Annotated in this window: 14 protein-coding genes and 1 other annotated feature (1 of these 15 running past the window's edge); of the genes, 7 read left to right on the top strand and 7 right to left on the bottom strand. The window is 60.5% G+C overall.

From position 1 onward, the window contains the following. Nucleotides 1-64: 64 nt before the first annotated feature. The gene (gene ffh / locus WMO20_RS07110; RefSeq protein WP_349152541.1) at nucleotides 65-1,420 is read right to left on the bottom strand and encodes a signal recognition particle protein; all 1,356 of its coding nucleotides are present in this window, start codon (nucleotides 1,418-1,420) and stop codon (nucleotides 65-67) included. Between the two features lie 26 nt (nucleotides 1,421-1,446). Beyond that, nucleotides 1,447-1,830, bottom strand: a complete 384-nt coding sequence (locus tag WMO20_RS07115) for a sigma factor-like helix-turn-helix DNA-binding protein (protein ID WP_015536880.1) — start codon at nucleotides 1,828-1,830, stop codon at nucleotides 1,447-1,449. A gap of 226 nt (nucleotides 1,831-2,056) precedes the next feature. Between WMO20_RS07115 and WMO20_RS07120 the strand changes: the two genes are divergently transcribed. Both WMO20_RS07120 and WMO20_RS07125 read left to right on the top strand, forming a co-directional pair. After that, a complete protein-coding gene (locus WMO20_RS07120; protein WP_349186249.1) occupies nucleotides 2,057-2,968 on the top strand; it encodes a pyridoxal-phosphate dependent enzyme in 912 nt (303 codons plus the stop codon). Nucleotides 2,969-3,006: 38 nt separating this feature from the next. After that, nucleotides 3,007-4,335, top strand: a complete 1,329-nt coding sequence (locus WMO20_RS07125; RefSeq protein ID WP_349186250.1) for an MATE family efflux transporter — start codon at nucleotides 3,007-3,009, stop codon at nucleotides 4,333-4,335. 130 nt (nucleotides 4,336-4,465) lie between these two features. On the opposite strand, the gene WMO20_RS07130 is transcribed toward WMO20_RS07125, so the two are convergent. Continuing rightward, on the bottom strand, nucleotides 4,466-5,683 hold the full coding sequence (locus WMO20_RS07130; protein ID WP_308563446.1) for an FtsW/RodA/SpoVE family cell cycle protein: 1,218 nt from the start codon (nucleotides 5,681-5,683) through the stop codon (nucleotides 4,466-4,468). Between the two features lie 246 nt (nucleotides 5,684-5,929). Between WMO20_RS07130 and WMO20_RS07135 the strand changes: the two genes are divergently transcribed. The 5 genes from WMO20_RS07135 (at nucleotide 5,930) to upp (ending at nucleotide 9,578) form a co-directional block, all read left to right on the top strand. Then, nucleotides 5,930-7,141 (top strand): hypothetical protein, encoded by a 1,212-nt coding sequence (locus tag WMO20_RS07135; protein WP_349186251.1) that lies wholly within the window; start codon nucleotides 5,930-5,932, stop codon nucleotides 7,139-7,141. Nucleotides 7,142-7,226: 85 nt separating this feature from the next. Beyond that, entirely contained in the window at nucleotides 7,227-7,652 is a 426-nt protein-coding gene (tsaE, locus tag WMO20_RS07140) for a tRNA (adenosine(37)-N6)-threonylcarbamoyltransferase complex ATPase subunit type 1 TsaE (protein ID WP_112090385.1), read from the top strand. Then, nucleotides 7,649-8,359, top strand: a complete 711-nt coding sequence (gene tsaB, locus WMO20_RS07145) for a tRNA (adenosine(37)-N6)-threonylcarbamoyltransferase complex dimerization subunit type 1 TsaB (protein WP_112090384.1) — start codon at nucleotides 7,649-7,651, stop codon at nucleotides 8,357-8,359. Before tsaE ends, tsaB begins: the two co-directional genes overlap by 4 nt. A 41-nt stretch (nucleotides 8,360-8,400) precedes the next feature. Continuing rightward, the gene (gene rpiB, locus WMO20_RS07150) at nucleotides 8,401-8,847 is read left to right on the top strand and encodes a ribose 5-phosphate isomerase B (RefSeq protein WP_112090383.1); all 447 of its coding nucleotides are present in this window, start codon (nucleotides 8,401-8,403) and stop codon (nucleotides 8,845-8,847) included. Between the two features lie 104 nt (nucleotides 8,848-8,951). After that, nucleotides 8,952-9,578, top strand: coding sequence for a uracil phosphoribosyltransferase (upp, locus tag WMO20_RS07155; protein ID WP_005920380.1), 627 nt, complete (start codon nucleotides 8,952-8,954; stop codon nucleotides 9,576-9,578). Nucleotides 9,579-9,719: 141 nt separating this feature from the next. Here the strand turns inward: upp and ilvD are convergent, their stop codons facing one another. The 4 genes from ilvD to ilvB form a co-directional block, all read right to left on the bottom strand. Continuing rightward, the gene (gene ilvD, locus WMO20_RS07160) at nucleotides 9,720-11,378 is read right to left on the bottom strand and encodes a dihydroxy-acid dehydratase (RefSeq protein WP_112090382.1); all 1,659 of its coding nucleotides are present in this window, start codon (nucleotides 11,376-11,378) and stop codon (nucleotides 9,720-9,722) included. 165 nt (nucleotides 11,379-11,543) lie between these two features. Then, complete coding sequence (gene ilvC, locus WMO20_RS07165; protein ID WP_055186968.1) at nucleotides 11,544-12,563, bottom strand: ketol-acid reductoisomerase; 1,020 nt, start codon at nucleotides 12,561-12,563, stop codon at nucleotides 11,544-11,546. 99 nt (nucleotides 12,564-12,662) lie between these two features. Next, nucleotides 12,663-13,226: an acetolactate synthase small subunit gene (ilvN, locus tag WMO20_RS07170; RefSeq protein WP_005920730.1), complete on the bottom strand. Its 564-nt coding sequence runs from the start codon at nucleotides 13,224-13,226 to the stop codon at nucleotides 12,663-12,665. A gap of 15 nt (nucleotides 13,227-13,241) precedes the next feature. Then, nucleotides 13,242-14,906 carry a biosynthetic-type acetolactate synthase large subunit gene (gene ilvB, locus WMO20_RS07175; RefSeq protein ID WP_044959584.1) on the bottom strand — a complete coding sequence of 555 codons (1,665 nt, stop codon included), beginning with the start codon at nucleotides 14,904-14,906 and terminating at the stop codon, nucleotides 13,242-13,244. Nucleotides 14,907-14,993: 87 nt separating this feature from the next. Then, nucleotides 14,994-15,188, bottom strand: a binding site (T-box leader) (it continues 63 nt past the right edge of the window).

The raw sequence follows: 15,188 nt of genomic DNA on the forward strand, positions 1-15,188 counted from the left end.
ATATCCTCCAAAAATTGTTGTTTTTGATATATGTTACAAACCCCGCCGGGGTTGTATACCATTGTTATTTCAGTCCGCGGAAGGCGTTGGGGTTGCCCATCATGCCGCCCAGACGGCGGGCAAAGCCCTTGGGGCTCTTCTTGAACTGCTTCATCATCTTCTGCATCATCTCGTACTGCTTGAGCAGCTTGTTCACGTCCTCCACGCGGGTACCGCTGCCTGCGGCAATGCGGCGCTTGCGCTTGGGGTTGATGATGGAAGGCTTTTCCCGCTCCTCTTTGGTCATGGAATAGATCATGGCCTCGATGCGGTCAAAGGCTTTTTCGTCGATCTGGCTGGCGTCGATACCGGAAGCGCCGGGCAGCATACTGAGCATCGCGCCTGCGCCGCCCATCTTGCGGATCTGGGCGAACTGCTCCAGCATATCGTTCATATCGAACTTGTTTTCCATCAGCCGCTTGGCGGTCTCCTCAGCAGCCTTTTCGTCAGCGGCATCCTGTGCGCGCTCGATCAGGCTGAGCACGTCGCCCATGCCAAGGATGCGGCTTGCCATGCGGTCCGGGTGGAACACATCCAGATCATCCAGCTTTTCGCCGGTGCCCTGAAACTTGATGGGCTTGCCGGTAACGGCCAGCACGGAAAGCGCTGCACCGCCGCGGGTATCGCCGTCGGTCTTGGTAAGGATGATGCCATCCACGCCCACCGTCTCGTTGAAGGTCTTAGCCACATTGACGGCGTCCTGACCGGCCATGGCGTCCACCACCAGCAGGGTCTCGTCCACGGGAACGGCGGCCTTGATGTCCACCAGCTCCTGCATCAGCACTTCGTCGATCTGCAAACGGCCTGCCGTATCCAGAATGACGATGTCGTTGCCGTAGTCTCTGGCGTGCGCCAGCGCCTTGCGGGCGATCTCCGGCGGCTTTGCGCCGGGCAGGGTGAACACCGGCGCACCGGCCTGCTTGCCCACCACCTGCAGCTGGTCAATAGCCGCAGGGCGGTAGATATCGCAGGCTACCAGCATGGGGCGGCGTCCCTGCTTGATATAAAACTTGGCAAGCTTTGCCGCGTGGGTGGTTTTACCGTTGCCCTGCAGGCCGCAGAGCATAATGACCGTCTGCCCCTTGTTCTTGATGTTCAGGCGGGCGGCTTCGCTGCCGCCCATGAGAGCTACCAGCTCCTCATTGACGATCTTGACCACCTGCTGGGCGGGGGTCAGGCTCTCCATGACCTCCTGACCCATGGCGCGCTCAGACACCTTTGCGCAGAAGTCCTTGGCAACCTTATAGTTGACATCAGCTTCCAGCAAAGCCATCCGCACCTCGCGCATGGCGGCCTTGATATCTGCCTCGGTCAGCTTACCGTGACCGCGCAGCTTTTTGAATACACCGGCAAGGCGGTCGGTTAGGGATTCAAATGCCATTGTGCGGTGCTCCTTTCAAAATTCGATCAGCTTTCGTTTGCTTCATCCATCGAGCGGATGATCTCCAGCATTTTTGTCAGCGTTTCCACATATTCCGTGGTGGTGATATTGGCGCGGGGGCCGGTGCACTCGAACCGGGTGTCGATGACCAGCTGTTCCAGCTGTTCCAGCTTCTGCTGCACCCGCCGGTAGCGGGCTGCAAAGCCTACCTTTTCTTCCAGCTCCTTCAGGGTGGTCTCGCCGTGCTTGATGGCGTCCCGTGCGCCCTGCCGGGTGATGCCGAAGTTTTCGCCGATCTCGCTCAGCGAAAGATCATCGTTGTAATACTGGCGCAGCATCTCGCGCTGCTTCTGGGTAAGCACCTCGCCGTAAAAATCCAGCAGATACCCCATTTCCAGATCTTTTGCCATTGCTGTTGACCCCCGGTGCTCTGCTGTCTGTACTTGCTGTGTTGTAAAGTTTTTTTGCTTTACGGATGGAGTATACCAGAACCCCTGCCCCTTGTCAAGGGGATTTTGGAGTTTTTTCTGAAATATCTGCCTGAAATTCGCTGTTTTTGCCAAAAGGCATCTTGACGCAGCCGGGGGCTTTGCGTTAGGATAATAGTGTTGTATCCCAAGAGAAAGGAGTGCCCTTGTGCCGATCTACTCTAACTTTTACCAGACCCTTACCACCGCCTGTCCCATTGTGGAGCTGCGGGGCTATGCCGCCGCCTGCGGGCTGAAGGGGCATCTGTACGCGTATCTGGATTTTTACGGTCCCACCGGCACCGCCCGGGACGGCCTTGCCGAGGGGATGCTGGCGCTTGCCATTGAAAAAAAGCAGCTTGCCCCGGGGCAGCCCATCATCGAGGCGGCTTCCGGCCCCTTTGCCACCGCCCTGACGCTGGCCAGCCTGACCGCCGGGCACCCCATCGTGCTGGTGATGCCGGAGGACGCCCCTGCCCTGCGGCAGGAGTACCTGCTGCGGCTGGGTGCACAGATCCGGCACAGCCCCGCCCGCAGCGGTCTGGCCGGGGCGCGGGCGCTGGCGGCGCAGACCGCCGCCGCAAACGGCTGGTACTATATGAACTGGCTGGCCAACGATGACAACCCGGAGTACCACCGCCGGGTCACCGGCCCCGCCATCGTGCAAAGCATTGCCCGGCAGAACAAGAGCCTTGTGGACGCCATTACCATCGGCGTGGGCAGCGCCGGCACGGTGACCGGCGTGGGCGAGACCATCAAGGCATGGACGAACGATGTGCGCATCGTGGCGGTAGAGCCGTACGAAAATCAGGTGCTGGGCGGCGGGCTTACCGGCCCGCACGGCATCCCGGATATCGGCTACGGCATCGTGCCGGAAAACTACAACAGTTATGTGGTGGATAATGTTTCCGCCGTGGCAAGCCGGGACGCCCAGCGGGCTGCCCAGCAGGTGCTGCGCACCGATGCCATCCCCGCTTCGGTCAGCGCCGGTGCTGCCCTGCACGCCGCCGCCCAGCTGCTGGCCAACTGCAACAGCCGCGCTGCGCTGGCCATTTTCAGCGGGCGCGCCAGCATCGTGTAAGCGGCTGCTTCCATAAATAGGAAAGAAGGACGTCTTTCATGACCAAGGACATGACCAGCGGTGCTATTACGCCGCTGCTGATCAAATTTACCATTCCGCTGGTGCTGGGCAACCTGTTCCAGCTTACCTACAACGCCGCCGACAGCATCATCGTGGGCAAGTTTGTGGGCGAGGACGCACTGGCTGCCGTGGGCACCTCCAACCCCCTGATGACCCTTGCCATCCTGTTCATCAACGGAATGTGTCTGGGCGCGGGCATTCTGGTCAGCACCGCCTTTGGCGCGGGAGATACCAAGCTGGTGGAGCGTCAGGTCTCCACCACCGCCATTGCGGGCACGGTGTTCTCTTTGACCTTTTCTGCCTTGTGCGTGCTGCTGGCAGACCCGCTGCTGCGGCTGCTGCAAGTGCCCACCGCCATTCTGCCCATTGCGGTGAACTACCTGCGCATCGTGTTTGCGGGGCTGATCTTCACCTTCTTCTATAATTTTCTTGCTGCCACCATGCGTGCGCTGGGCGACAGCAAGAGCGCGCTGTATTTTTTGATGATCAGCGCCGTGCTGAACATTGGCGGCGACCTGTTTTTTGTGGAAGCACTGGGCTGGGGCAGCGAGGGCTGTGCCTTTTCCACCGTGCTCAGCGAAGCCGCCTGCTGTCTGCTGTGCGTGGTGTACATCCGTTACAAAGTGCCGGTCCTGCAGCTGGGCAGACGGTGGCTGGTGTATGACGGCAAGCTGCTGCGCAAGACCGTAAGCTACGGCTGGGCCAGCGCCATGCAGCAGGCCACGGTGCAGCTGGGCAAAATTGCGGTGCAGGCCATCGTGAACACCATGGGCGTCAACGCCATGGCAGCTTTTACCGCCGCCTCCCGCATCGACGACTTCGCCTATACCCCGCAGCAGAACATCGGCCACGCCATGACCACCCTGATGGCGCAGAACCGTGGCGCGGGCAAGACCGACCGGGTACGGCAGGGCTACCACTGCGGTATGCGCATCGAGTTTGCCTACGGCATCCTGCTTACCGCCGTCTGCCTGCTGTTTGCCCAGCCCATCATCCGGCTGTTTGCCACCGACCCGGCTGTGGTGGACTTGGGCGTGCGGTTCTTGCGCACCAGCGCCCTGTTCTATATGCTGCCCGCCGCCACCAACGGAATACAAGGCTTTTTCCGCGGCATGGGCGATTTGAAGGTCACCCTGAACAGCAGTATGCTGAACATGGGCGGCCGCGTCGCCGCCGCTGCGCTGTTTGTGCTGGTGATGAAGATGGATATTGAAGCCCTGCCCTTCAGCTACGCCGTGGGCTGGCTGCTGATGCTGCTGTACGAGCTGCCCATGCTGGTGCGTTTTCTGCGCAGCAGTGAGATGTAAGAATATAAAGAGCAATGCCGGAGCGTCTGCGGACACTCCGGCATTAGTATTTTCGCGGAAGGGTGTAACGGCAAAAGAGGGCGCTGCACCCAGCACGGTGCAGCGCCCTCTGAATAAGCTCTTTATTCTGTTATCCGAACAGGCTTTTTGTGTTGTGAGAGTATACAGACAGTACTAAGCCAACACAGATATACAGCATAAGCACTGAACTGCCGCCGGCAGAGTAGAAAGGCAGGGTGACGCCGATGACTGGCAGCACCCGCAGGTTCATGCCTACGTTCACCGCGATCTGCGCCATCAGAGCACCGCCGATACCGGCGCAGATGTAGCTGCCCAGCAGATCCTCGCTGCGGGCACCGGTGGCAAAGGTCTTGATCACCAGCGCCAGCAGAACGCCCAGCACCACGCAGCAGCCCACAAAACCCGCCACGTTGCCGATCCAGCTGAGGATGAAGTCGTTGTGGGCGTTGGGCACGCTGTAATACCGGCCGCTGAATAAGCCGTTGCCAAAGATGCCGCCGGAGCCCAGCGCGATCTCGCCGCGCTGCTGCTGGTAGATGATGTTCTTCCACACCGTCTCGCTGGGTGCCCAGCCGGTGGTGTTTTCCGGGTCCAGCACCGCCAGAATGCGGTACCACTGGTACCCCTTGCCGATCTTATCGCTGAAAAAGGCAAAGGCCACCGCTACGGCAGCACCCGCCGCCGCAAAGGCCGCAAAGATATACTTCCAGCTCAGCCCCGCCGCAAACATCATGCAGCAACCGATGATGCCGTAGATGATGGCCGTGCCGTCATCGCCCTGCACATGAATGATGGCAATGGGCACCAGCAGGTGCAGCAACAGCTTTGCCAGCTCCTTTGGCTCGTTGATGCGGCTGCGCACATTATTCAGGTGCATGGCAAAGGTCAGGATAAAGCTGATCTTTGCCAGCTCTGTGGGCTGAAAGGTAAAGCCGCCCAGCTTGTACCACGAGTAGTTGTCGGTATCGCCGGCATTGTAGCCGATGGTCAGCGGGCCGATGGATACGTTGCGGATGACCAGCGTGGGCAGCACCAGACCCCACGTCAGCACAACGTGCACCGGCCACACCTTTACAAGGCTGCGGTAGTCCACGCAGGAGAGCAGCAGCGCGATCACGATGCCAATGGCGGCAGCGCCCGCCTGCACCATTGCGCGGCGGTAGTCGCCAATGCCGATGATGGCTCCGGTCACCTCGTCAGTAGCAAAGCCGCTGCCCTGCTTGGCTGCCCACGAGGACAGCGCCAGCACCGCCATCACGCTGCTGAAAATGCACAGCAGCAGATACATCTTATCGGTGCGCTTAAAATATTGTCGAATGCTATCCAAGGAAAGCACCGCCTTTCGTCAGAACAGTCTGCCGGGGCGTGCCTGCGTACAGGCGATAAAAACCCAGCATATCGCTATTATACACAAATCCCTGCGCCAATGCAATGCGCCGGGTGTGACGGAATGGTAAAACATTGCCGGGAAGCTTGACAAAGCCCCGGCTGCATTCTACAATGAACCTGTAGACGCAGCCTTGCGTACAACAGCCCCGGCAGCGTGCCGGGGGAGAGGAACGGAAAAGAAGAAATGGAGCATACATTTTATCGCCGCCTGCTCAGTGCAGTGTGTGCCATTGCGCTGGCCTTCACGGCAGTGTGCCCGGCAGTAGCCGCCGCACCAGAGGACACCACCGGCACCCCTCAGACCCTGACTGTCTCCGAGGTGCAGGAGATGCAGCAGACGGATGCCGCCGTCACCGCCCTGACCGACAGTGCCGCTTACGCCGGAATGTCGGAGGAAGAGCGTCAGGCTGCTGCGCTGGCGCAGCTGGACGTGCTGGCGGCGCAGGGGCTTGTGGAAAAGGACAGTATCTATGTGGATGCGGAAAACGGCATGGTAAGCTTTGCTTACCGCTGCGGCGCGCTGGGCGGCATTCTGCTCACCGACACCGAGAGCGAGGCGGACGCCGCCCTGCCCGGGCCGGAGCTGGAGGATGCGCCCGCCCTGCTCGCCGCCGAGAACGGCACCGTGGGCAATGCGGTCATCTACTATGCCTTTGATAACGGGGTCAACAGCAACCGCTACCCCTACTATTCTTATATGAAGGACTACTGGAACGGTTTCGGGCTGGACACCCATCTGGACATGATGGTGACCGTCTCCGACCTGAAGCGGATGGCAGACTACGACCTTGCCATCCTCAGTGCCCACGGCGCGTACTATACCTATGAGTACGGCTGGCTGTGGAAAAAGCAGGCCACTGCGCCCATCCTCCTGCTGCTGGAAAAATCGGATTTCTGGAACGACCTGCGCTACGGCATGGATCTGCTCAGCCACCGGGTCATCAAGGTGAACGGCTGCTACGCCGTCACCGGAGACTTTTTCCGCAATGCCTACCGGGGCGGCAGGCTGAACGGCACCATCGTGCTCTCGGAGACCTGCGAGTTCTACGGCCGCAGCGGCCATGTGGACACCGCCCTTTCGGACGGGCTGCTCTCCGGCGGGGCAGCAGCTGTGGCGGGCTTTGTGAACAACGTGTACAGCGTGTACTCCCGCAGTATGCTGTGGGCGACCGTGAACCGCCTGATCGAGGGTGAGACTTTGCAGCAGGCCATTGATTACAGCCTTGAGGTCTACGGCGAAAACGACATCGTATGGTACCTCAACCAGAACACCGGGCGGCGTCCCCACCCGGCGGCGTCCTATCCCATCATTCAGGGCGACGGCACCGCTCGGCTCACCGCGCCCGGCACGGCAACGAACAGTGCTGCAGAGCAGCGGACCCCTGCCGCCGCCTGACCATTGCACTTTTGTACGTTTTATATTATACTTAGGGATGGCAGAGCGTCTGCCATCCCTTTTTTGAAACGATGAGGTAACCTTCATGTCAGAATATATCACCCATTCCCGCGCCGAGACGGTGGCGCTGGGCAAGCGGATGGCCGCCGTGCTGGCCCCCGGGGCATTGATCGCCTTTACCGGCGGTCTGGGCGCGGGCAAGACCGCCTTTACCGAGGGTCTTGCCGAGGGTCTGGGCTGCACCGACCCGGTGTCCAGCCCAACCTTTGCCATCGTGAACTACTACCGGGGCCCGCGCCCGCTGGCGCACTTTGACCTGTACCGCATCTCCACCGAGAACGATCTGTGTGCGGCAGGCTTCTACGATTATCTGGATCAGGGCGCTGTGGTGGCGGCAGAGTGGAGCGAAAACTTTGCCGACCTGCTGGCGCTGGAAAACCCCATCCGGGTGAACATCGAACGTCTGGACGATACCACCCGCAGGATCACCATTGAGGGGGTGACGGTATGAATATTCTGGCCGTGGATACGGCGGGCAAGACCGCCGGTGTGGCGCTGTTGCAGGACGACCGCCTGCTGTACGAGGTGTATCTGGACGGCGGCATGACCCACAGCGAAACGCTGATGCCCATGATCGACACCTGTTTAAAGATGTGCGGGCTGACCTGCGCGGACATCGACTTGTATGCTGTCAACGCAGGCCCTGGTAGCTTTACCGGCCTGCGCATCGGGCTGGCCGCCGTCAAGGGGTTGGCCTTCCCGCGCGAGACCCTGTGCGCCCCGGTGTCTACCCTGGAAGCGCTGGCTGCCGCCCACACCGGCGAGGGCACGGTGCTCTGCGCACTGGATGCCCGCCGCGCACAGGTATACAGCGCGGCTTTCGACCTTGCCACCCACACCCGCCTGCTGGACGATGACGCCCGGGCGGTGACAGATCTGGCTGATTTTGTAGAAAATTGCAAAAAGCCCCTGTTTTTTGTTGGTGATGGCGCGGGTCTGTGCTATAATAAATACAGCAATGTGCCGGGTGTGCTGCAAACACCCCCGGCGCTGCGGGGCGGCCGTGCCGCTGCCGTGGCACTTGTGGCAAAGCAGATGGCAGCAGCCGGGCAGGCTGTGCTGCCGGAGGCGCTGCTGCCGGACTACCACCGTCTCAGTCAGGCGGAGCGGGAGCGGGCAGAGCGTCTGGCTGCCGAAGCCGCAGCAAACAAACAATAAAAACGGAGCTGTGACCACTCACAGGGAAAGGACGTTTTTCCATGGCAAAACCCATCGCACTTGCCGCCGATCACGGCGGATTTGAACTGAAAGAGGCTGTCAAGGCACATCTGGAGGAGCTTGGTCTGGAGTATATCGACTTTGGCACCCACAGCACCGACAGCGTGGACTACCCCGATATGGCTGTGCCCGCCTGTGACGCAGTGGTGAGCGGCCAGTGCGAGAAGGCACTGCTGTTCTGCGGCACCGGTGTGGGCATCAGCATGGCAGCTAACAAGATCAAGGGCATCCGCGCCTGCTGCTGTTCCGACAGCTTCAGCTGTGAGTATACCCGCCGCCACAACGACGCCAACGCCCTGTGCATGGGCGGCCGCGTGGTGGGCGCAGGACTTGCCTGCCAGCTGGTGGACATTTTCCTGAACACTCAGTTTGAGGGCGGCCGCCACCAGCGCCGCATCGACAAGCTGACCGCACTGGAAAACCGCTGATTTTCCCTGAAGTGGAAATCGAGCTTTTGTGCGCCCACCGGGCGGGCAAGGCTACAGACAAGTACCCGATAGAATGTTCTATATAAATTAAGGAGCGTGTTTTTATGACCCCGATGATCGTTGAACATCCGCTGCTGCAGCACAAGATCAGCCTGCTGCGCAACAAACAGACCGGCACCAAGGAGTTCCGTGACCTCGTTGGCGAGATCGCGACCCTGCTGTGCTACGAAGCTACCCGCGATCTGCCGCTGGAAGAGGTGGAGATCGAGACTCCTATCACCATGGCAAAGACCAAGGTGCTGGCAGGTCGCAAGCTGGCTCTGGTGCCCATCCTGCGTGCCGGCATGGGTATGCTGGACGGTATGCTGACCCTGCTGCCCGCTGCTAAGGTTGGCTTCATCGGTCTGTACCGCGACGAAAAGACCCTGCAGCCCGTGGAGTACTTCTGCAAGCTGCCGCAGGATATCGCCGAGCGTGACGTTCTGGTGCTGGATCCCATGCTGGCTACCGGCGGCAGCGCCATCGACGCCATCACCCAGATCAAGAAGCACGGCGCAAAGCGCATCAAGTTCATCGGTCTGCTGGGTGCACCGGAGGGCATCAAAGCTCTGCACGAAGCACACCCCGATGTGGACATCTATCTGGGCGCACAGGACGACCGCCTGAACGAGAACGGCTACATCGTACCCGGTCTGGGCGATGCCGGCGACCGTATCTACGGCACCAAGTAAAAACAGCATAAAGCTTCTTCCCCGCCGTCTCCCGCCCGGAGACGGCGTTTTTGCTGTGCGCTTCCGGGAGCGCACAGCAAAACAAGGCCGCTGCACAGTGCCATACCGTGCAGCGGCCTTGTTGTTTGTGTTTCCTTCAGCTTATTTCAGCACCGCACCCAGATTTGCACTGGTGACCATGCGGGCATAGCGGCTCAGCCAGCCAGTCTTGATGTTGGGCTCGGGCGCAACGTACTTTGCCTTGCGCTCAGCCAGCACTGCATCGCTGACCTCCAGTGTGATGGAAGCATTGGGGATGTCGATGGTAATGGTATCCCCTTCCTCGATCAGGCCGATAGGGCCGCCGGAAGCTGCTTCCGGGCTGACGTGGCCGATGGCAGCGCCGCGGGATGCACCAGAGAAGCGGCCGTCCGTGATAAGAGCAACCGTCTTATCCAGCTTCATGCCTGCCAGCGCAGAGGTGGGGTTGAGCATCTCCCGCATACCCGGGCCGCCCTTGGGGCCTTCGTAGCGGATGACCACCACATCGCCCGGGACGATCTTGCCCGCGTAGATAGCGGCAATGGCTTCCTCTTCGCTGTTGAACACCCGCGCCGGGCCGGAATGCTGCTGCATCTCCGGGGCGACGGCGCTGCGCTTGACAACGCAGCCGTCCGGGGCAATGTTGCCCCACAGGATCTGCAGACCGCCGGTCTGGGAGTAGGGGTTCTCGATGGGACGGATGGCCTTTTCGTTCAGGATATGGGCACCCTTGATGTTCTCGCCAAGGGTCTTGCCGGTGACGGTGGGCACATCCAAGTCCAGCAAGCCCTTCTTTGCCAGCTCTGCCTGCACCGCCGGGATGCCGCCCGCTGCGTACAGATCCGGCATATGGGTGGGGCCTGCCGGTGCCAGATGGCACAGGTTGGGGGTCTTGGCGCTGATCTCGTTGAACAGCTTCAGGTCGATGGGCACACCGGCCTCGTAGGCGATAGCCAGCAGGTGCAGCACCGTGTTGGTGGAGCAGCCCAGTGCCATATCACAGGTCAGTGCGTTGCGGATGGAGCGCTCGTTGATGATCTGGCGTGCGGTGATGCCCTTGCGCACCATCTCCATCACAGCCATACCGGCGTGCTTTGCCAGCTGCAGGCGCTTGGAGTACACAGCCGGGATGGTGCCGTTGCCGGGCAGGGCGATGCCGATGGCCTCGCACAGGCAGTTCATGCTGTTGGCAGTGTACATACCGGAGCAGCTGCCGCAGCTGGGGCAGCAGTTGCAGGTGCAGTCCTCCAGCTGCTCGTCGGTGATCATACCGGCCTTATAGGCGCCCACGGCCTCGAACATTTTGGAAAGGCTCACTTCCTCGCCGCCGTAAGTACCAGCCAGCATAGGGCCGCCGGAGCAGACCACAGCGGGCACATCCATGCGCACCGCTGCCATTACCATGCCGGGCACGATCTTATCGCAGTTGGGCACCAGCACAAGGCCGTCCAGCTGGTGTGCCATCAGCATGGTCTCCACGCTGTCGCAGATCAGCTCGCGGGAGGCCAGAGAGTACTTCATGCCCACATGACCCATGGCGATGCCGTCGCACACGCCGATGGCGGGGATCAGGATGGGCGTGCCGCCTGCCATCTGCACACCGGCCTTGACGGCATCGGCGATCTTGTCCAGATTCATGTGCCCGGGCACGATCTCGCTGTGGGCGCTCACTACGCCGATGAGCGGGCGCTCCAGCTCCTCCGGGGTATAGCCCAGCGCATAAAACAGGCTGCGGTTGGGCGCGCGCTCCGAGCCTTTGGTCACGTTGTCACTTCTCATTGCAAATCCTCTTTTCTGATAAAACCCTCTCCGTCACGGCTACGCCGTGCCACCTCTCCCGAGGGGGAGAGGTTTTCGCGGAGAAACTATAAGGCTCCCTTTTCAACAAAAGCTCCCCCTTTCGGGGGAGCTGCCGCCGAAAGGCGGCCTGAGAGGGTTCTCCTCTTACTTCTTCAGCCAGCTCATCATGCTGCGCAGCTCAGCACCCACCTTCTCGATGGGCAGCTCAGCCTCCATACGGCGCTTGGCAAGGAAGTGCACCTTGCGGCCGCCCTTGGGGCTCATCTCGGTCAGGAACTCGGAAGCAAAGGTGCCGTCCTGGATCTCGGTCAGGACCTTCTTCATCTCCTTGCGGGTCTCCTCGGTGATCAGACGCTTGCCGGTGCGGTAGTCGCCGTACTCAGCGGTGTTGGAAATGGAGTAGCGCATCTTGGAGAAGCCGCCCTCGTTGATCAGGTCAACGATCAGCTTCATCTCGTGGCAGGTCTCAAAGTAGGCCATCTCGGGCTCGTAACCGGCCTCCACCAGCGTGTCGAAACCGGCGTGGATCAGCTCGGAAACGCCGCCGCACAGCACGGCCTGCTCGCCGAACAGATCGGTCTCGGTCTCCTCCTTGAAGGTGGTCTGCAGAATGCCTGCACGGCCTGCGCCGATGCCGGAAGCATAAGCCAGAGCGATGTCCTTGGCCTTACCGGTGTAGTCCTGCTCCACGCAGATCAGAGAGGGGCAGCCCTCGCCCTCGGTGTACAGGCGGCGCACGATGTGGCCGGGGCCCTTGGGAGCGATCATGATGACGTCCACGTTCTTGGGAGCGGTGATGGTCTTGAAGTGGATGTTGAAGCCGTGTGCAAAGGCCAGTGCCTTGCCCTCGGTCATGTAGGGAGCGACCTGGGTGTTGTAGATATCGGCGCACAGTTCATCGGGCACCAGCATCATGACAACGTCACCGGCCTTGGCAGCCTCTTCCACTTCCATCACCTTGAAGTTTTCGTGGGTGGCAGCGAACTCAGAAGCCTTTGCCCAGTGAGCAGAGCCCTTGCGCAGACCCACCACAACGTTGACGCCGCTCTCGGCCAGATTCTCAGAGTGTGCATGGCCCTGGCTGCCGAAGCCGATGACAGCGACGGTCTTGCCGTCCAGCACGCCGAGGTTGCAGTCGGAATCGTAGTATTTCTTGATAGCCATAATCGTTATTCTCCTTTTACTTTTTCTGGTTGGTTTATCTTCCGGTCTTGTATGCTCTGTTCTATCTTTCGCTCACCCTGAGCGGAAAAGCAATGTGATTTATGCCCGTCTTGCGCCCGGCGGGGGCAGCTGGACGGAGCGCACCTCCTGCGGCGGCTTCTGGATATGCTGGTGCATCCCGCCGCGCTCCAGTGCAGTAACGCCGGTGCGGCACTGCTCAAGGATGTTGTAGCCCTCGAACATTTTCAAAAATGCGTCCAGCTTGTCCGGCCGGCCGATGAGTTCAAACACCATACTGTCCGGGGAAAGATCAATGATCTTTGCCTTGTAGATGCAAGCGATCTCCCGCAGCTCTGTGCGGTTGTGCACGTCCGATTCCACCTTGAGCAGCAGCAGCTCCCGCTCCAGCGCTTTTTCGCTGTCCAGCACGAACACCTGCCGGGTGACTTCCAGCCGCTCGGTCTGCAATACCAGCTGCTGCAAGGCCTTTTCATCGCTGGTAATGGTCACTGTGATGCGGCTGACTGCCGGGTCATTGGTGGCGGACACCGTAAGGCTGTCGATATTGAAGCCGCGGCGGCAGAACAGGCTGGACACCCGGGCCAGAACGCCGCTCTGGTTGTCCACCAGCAGGCTGATGACCCTGCGCTGATCAGATTCCATGATGCTGTGTCCTCCTTATTCCATGATAATGTCGTTGATATCGCCGCCGCCGGGGATCATGGGCAGCACCTTTTCGTCCTTGTCGATGATGCACTCGATCCAAGTGGGGCCTTTCTGCTGCAAGGCATCTGCAAAGGCTTCCTGAAACTCCGGCAGATTGGTGCAGCGGTAGCCCTTCAGGCCAAAGCCGTCTGCCAGCTTGACAAAATCTGTCTTGCGGTGGGGGTCGGTCTGGCTGTAACGCTTGCCGTAAAAGCTGGTCTGCCACTGGCGTACCATGCCCAGCACCGAGTTGTTGAAGATGACCGTGATGATGGGCAGCTCGTAGCTGACGGCGGTGCAGGCTTCGTTCAGGTTCATGTGGAAGGAGGCGTCACCGGTAAACATCACCACACGCTGCTGGCGTCCCAGTGCCATCTGGGCACCAATGGCAGCGCCGTAGCCAAATCCCATGGTGCCAAGGCCGCCGCTGGTGATAAAGCCGCGGCTCTTGGTGTGGCGCAGGTACTGCGCCGCCCACATCTGGTGCTGACCCACATCGGTAACATACACGGCGTCGGGGCCGCACTGGTTGCACACCTCGCCGATGACCTGATGGGGCATCAGCCGGGTGGGGTCGGACACGGGATGGTAATCCTGTGCCTGCCAGCTCTGGATCATCGTCATCCAGTCCGGGTGCTTGGCGGGCTTGATCTGGGGCAGCATGGCGTTCAGCACATAGGCTGCATCGCCCACGATGGAAAGATCCACATCCACGTTCTTGCCCAGCTCGCTGGCGTCAATATCGATCTGGATGATGGTGGCGTTTTTGGCAAAGGTCTTGGGGTTCAGCGCCACGCGGTCGGAAAAGCGGGTACCCACCGCGATGAGCACATCGCACTCTGCCACCGCCCGGTTGGAGGTGTAGCAGCCGTGCATCCCCAGCATCCCCAGATTCATCGGGTCGCCATAGGGCACAACGCCTGCGGCCATCAGGGTGTAGGTGGCGGGGATCTCCGCCTTGTGCAGCAGATCCCGCAAGGGCTGGCAGCTGGCTGCGCTGCGCACGCCGCCGCCAAAGTACACCAGCGGACGCTGTGCGGCGTTGATGAGGTCTGCCGCCCAGTGCACCTGCTCCTCATTATAGGTAGTCACGGTGCGGATGGGCTCCGGCTGCTTGGGGGTGAACTCGCACACCGCTGCGGTCACGTCCTTGGGGATGTCCACCAGCACCGGGCCCTTGCGGCCGCTCTGCGCAATGCGGAAAGCTGCCCGCATGGTGTCAGCCAAGTCCTCTACCCGGCGCACCGTGAAGTTATGCTTTGTGATGGGCACTGTGATGCCCTCGATGTACGCTTCCTGAAAACCGTCCTTGCCAATGCTGCTGGTGGGCACGTTGCCGGTAAAGGCCACCATGGGCACCGAGTCCATATAGGCGGTGGCAATGCCGGTGACCAGATTGGTGGCACCCGGGCCGCTGGTAGCCAGCACCACGCCGGTGCGGCCGGTGGCGCGGGCGTAGCCGTCCGCCGCATGGGCTGCGCCCTGCTCGTGGGCGGTAAGCACATGGGTGATGCGGTCGGCATTTTTATACAGCTCATCGTAAAGGTTCAGCACAGCGCCGCCGGGGTAGCCAAAAAGAGTGTCCACTCCCTGCTCGCACAGGACCTCTACAAAGATCTGAGAACCATTCAACTGCATGGTGTCGCTCCTATTCCTGTTCCACTTCTTATCCATTCCCTCGGGGAGAGCTTTTGAAAAAGAAAAAGCCCTTGTCCCCTGTTCCTTTCAAGAGACAAAGACCTTGTAACATCAAGCTCTCTGCGGTACCACTCTCGTTGGCGTGCTGTGCACACCCTCTCACGGGCTTCCAACAAAGCCCTGCACGGTAACGGCTGCAACCGGCGCTGCTTACAAGGGTTTTGCACCCGTTGGGCAGGCTGCTCCGGGATGATTTTCCGCACGAAACGCTGACTGCCTTGC

It is taken from the genome of Faecalibacterium intestinale, assembly GCF_040096575.1.
Lineage (GTDB): Bacteria > Bacillota > Clostridia > Oscillospirales > Ruminococcaceae > Faecalibacterium > Faecalibacterium intestinale.

Bases quoted from the DNA above. Each gene is read 5' to 3' on its own strand.
- WMO20_RS07115 (WP_015536880.1), bottom strand. From the start codon at position 1,830: ATGGCAAAAGATCTGGAAATGGGGTATCTGCTGGATTTTTACGGCGAG.
- WMO20_RS07135 (WP_349186251.1), top strand. From the start codon at position 5,930: ATGGAGCATACATTTTATCGCCGCCTGCTCAGTGCAGTGTGTGCCATT.
- upp (WP_005920380.1), top strand. From the start codon at position 8,952: ATGACCCCGATGATCGTTGAACATCCGCTGCTGCAGCACAAGATCAGC.
- rpiB (WP_112090383.1), top strand. From the start codon at position 8,401: ATGGCAAAACCCATCGCACTTGCCGCCGATCACGGCGGATTTGAACTG.
- tsaB (WP_112090384.1), top strand. From the start codon at position 7,649: ATGAATATTCTGGCCGTGGATACGGCGGGCAAGACCGCCGGTGTGGCG.
- ilvD (WP_112090382.1), bottom strand. From the start codon at position 11,378: ATGAGAAGTGACAACGTGACCAAAGGCTCGGAGCGCGCGCCCAACCGC.
- WMO20_RS07125 (WP_349186250.1), top strand. From the start codon at position 3,007: ATGACCAAGGACATGACCAGCGGTGCTATTACGCCGCTGCTGATCAAA.
- ilvC (WP_055186968.1), bottom strand. From the start codon at position 12,563: ATGGCTATCAAGAAATACTACGATTCCGACTGCAACCTCGGCGTGCTG.
- ilvB (WP_044959584.1), bottom strand. From the start codon at position 14,906: ATGCAGTTGAATGGTTCTCAGATCTTTGTAGAGGTCCTGTGCGAGCAG.
- tsaE (WP_112090385.1), top strand. From the start codon at position 7,227: ATGTCAGAATATATCACCCATTCCCGCGCCGAGACGGTGGCGCTGGGC.
- ffh (WP_349152541.1), bottom strand. From the start codon at position 1,420: ATGGCATTTGAATCCCTAACCGACCGCCTTGCCGGTGTATTCAAAAAG.
- ilvN (WP_005920730.1), bottom strand. From the start codon at position 13,226: ATGGAATCTGATCAGCGCAGGGTCATCAGCCTGCTGGTGGACAACCAG.